The organism is Larkinella arboricola, from assembly GCF_003259745.1.
GTDB lineage: Bacteria > Bacteroidota > Bacteroidia > Cytophagales > Spirosomataceae > Larkinella > Larkinella arboricola.
Genome location: NZ_QLMC01000032.1, coordinates 1 through 2528, shown reverse-complemented (window position 1 = coordinate 2528; position 2528 = coordinate 1). Strand labels below are relative to the sequence as shown.

1 protein-coding gene is annotated in these 2528 nt (G+C 54.7%); it reads left to right on the top strand.

The features are described from left to right. Positions 1-2528, top strand: a 2528-nt coding sequence (locus tag LX87_RS28460; RefSeq protein ID WP_211325396.1) for a malectin domain-containing carbohydrate-binding protein, incomplete at both ends; no start/stop codon positions are given.

Here is a 2528-nt window from a genome sequence, read left to right as displayed (position 1 = left end):
AATGCGGGAGCAGTGCCCATCGACAACACCGAAGATGATGCCTTGTATCAGACCGAACGGTATGGCAACTTCAGTTATGAGGTGCCGGTAACCAACGGTTACTATAACGTGATTCTGCACTTTGCCGAGACATTCTCAGGCGTGATCAACGGCACCACCACGCGCAAGTTCAATGTCGATATGGAAGGTCGTCGGAGACTGACCGAGTATGACATTACTCAGAAAGCGGGGGGGACTTTGAAAGCCGTGCAGGAAACGGTGGGCGTGTTCGTCACTGATGGTACGCTGAACCTGGCCTTCAGTCAGGGCACATCTCAAAATCCTAAAGTTAATGCCATAGAGATCGTGGCCGCTACTCCGCCACCCAACCAGGTGCCGGTGCTGGCCAGCGCCTTGCCGGACCAGAATGCCGCTGTTGGAAGTACCTTCATTTATCAGTTTAGTGAGAATAGCTTCACGGATCCCGACGGCGATCTCTTGTCATACACCGCTACTCAGGGCAACAACGCAGCCTTGCCATCGTGGTTGAGCTTTGATGCGGCCACCCGCACCTTCAGCGGAGTTCCGCTGGTAGGGAGCCCGGCCAGTATCACCGTGAAAGTGACGGCTGATGATGAAAGGGGAGGTGTGGTCAGCGACAGCTTTGTGATCACCATCACGACGCCGGTATTCGTGGGGACCTGGGAAACGATAGCTCCAACGTCCGGAGCACCAACAGCCCGTCAGGAAGGCGCTTACGTACAGGCCGGAGACAAGTTCTACTTAATGGGCGGGCGCGGAATCAAACCCGTGCAGGTCTACGATCCGGTTACACGTACCTGGGTGAACGCTTCCGAGACCCCATTGAATATGCATCATTTCCAGGCCGTTACGCTGGATGGACTTATTTACGCAGTCGGTGTACTTACTGATAATTATCCGGCTGAACCGCCGATTCCGACTATTTACATTTACAACCCCAAAACGGATCAGTGGATTCAGGGGCCGGAGATTCCAGTAAACAGACGCCGTGGTGCCGCCGGGATTGCCGTCTATAACAACAAGATTTACATGGCGGGCGGTATTACAAACGGTCACAGTGGCGGCTATGTCAACTGGTTTGATGAGTTTGATCCGGCTACCAATACCTGGAAAGTGCTGCCCGATGCTCCCCATAGCCGGGATCACTTCCACGCAGCAATCATTGGTGATAAATTGTACGCAGCAGGCGGTCGGCGGTCGTCTTACAATACCAACGAAACCTTTACACTAACGGTACCGGAGGTGGATGTGTACGACTTCGGCACGGGCCAATGGTCTACTATGCCCAACCCGATTCCAACCCCGCGGGCCGGTGTTTCGGTTGTCGCTCTGGATGGAGAACTGGTAGTGATTGGTGGAGAAAGCAGCCAGCCAACGGCTCATAATGAAACCGAAGCCCTGAATGTGGCCACTGGTACCTGGCGGAGATTTGCCAACCTGCAACAGGGACGGCACGCGACGCAGGCCATTGTCAATAATGGGTCGATTTATACAGTTGCGGGTTCTGGTGCGCAGGGAGGTTCACCCTTACTGTCTTCACAGGAGGTGTTCTACAAATCGGCGCCTACTACTCCGATGGGAACACCGTTAGCCCAGAGTACCCTGACGGCGCCCGCGAGTGCAACGGTGGGTTATGTGCTGACGAATACGACGAAGGATACCACGATTACGGTAACAAACGGCGCCGGAAATCAGGCCATCGTTATCTCCGCCCTTTCCATTACGGGAAGCAGTGAGTTCACGGTTCAGGCTCCCTATACACTTCCATTTGTCTTGCCGGTGGGCAAAAGTGTTGCGGTTACCGTGAAGTTCAAACCGTTGTCGGTTGGTAACAAAACGGCTACATTAACCATTACGCATCCTGGGTCCGGCGAAAGCACGGCCATTGCGCTGAACGGAACGGGCGTTAATACCATTAATACTGCTCCAGTGCTGACGGGCATTGGCAGCAAAACCGCTACGGTGGGTCAGCCGCTGACGTTCACAGTCAAGGCTACGGATGCAAATACTCCCGCTCAGACGCTGACCTACAGTGTGTCGGGTCCGGCCTCGGCTAGCATCAACGCCAGCACGGGCGCCTTTAGCTGGACGCCGACGGCAATCGGTACAGTAAGCCTGACCATCAGAGTCACTGACAACGGTATCCCGGCCTTATCCGCTGAGGAGATTGTTACCGTGACGGTTAAACCGGCTCCCTTCTTGGCAGGCACACGGATCAATGCTGGTGGGGTGGCTTACACCGCTGCTGATGGACGACCGTTTGTAGCGGATACCTACTTTACTGGAGGCAACACCGCCAATGCGGGGGCGGTGCCTATCGATGCGACCGAAGATGATGCCTTGTATCAAACCGAACGCTATGGCAACTTTAGTTATGAGGTGCCCGTAACCAACGGCTACTATAACGTTACGCTGCACTTTGCTGAAACGTATTCGGCCGTCATCAACGGCACGACCACGCGTAAGTTCAACGTCGATGCTGAAGGCATTCGCCGGTTGACCGAGTA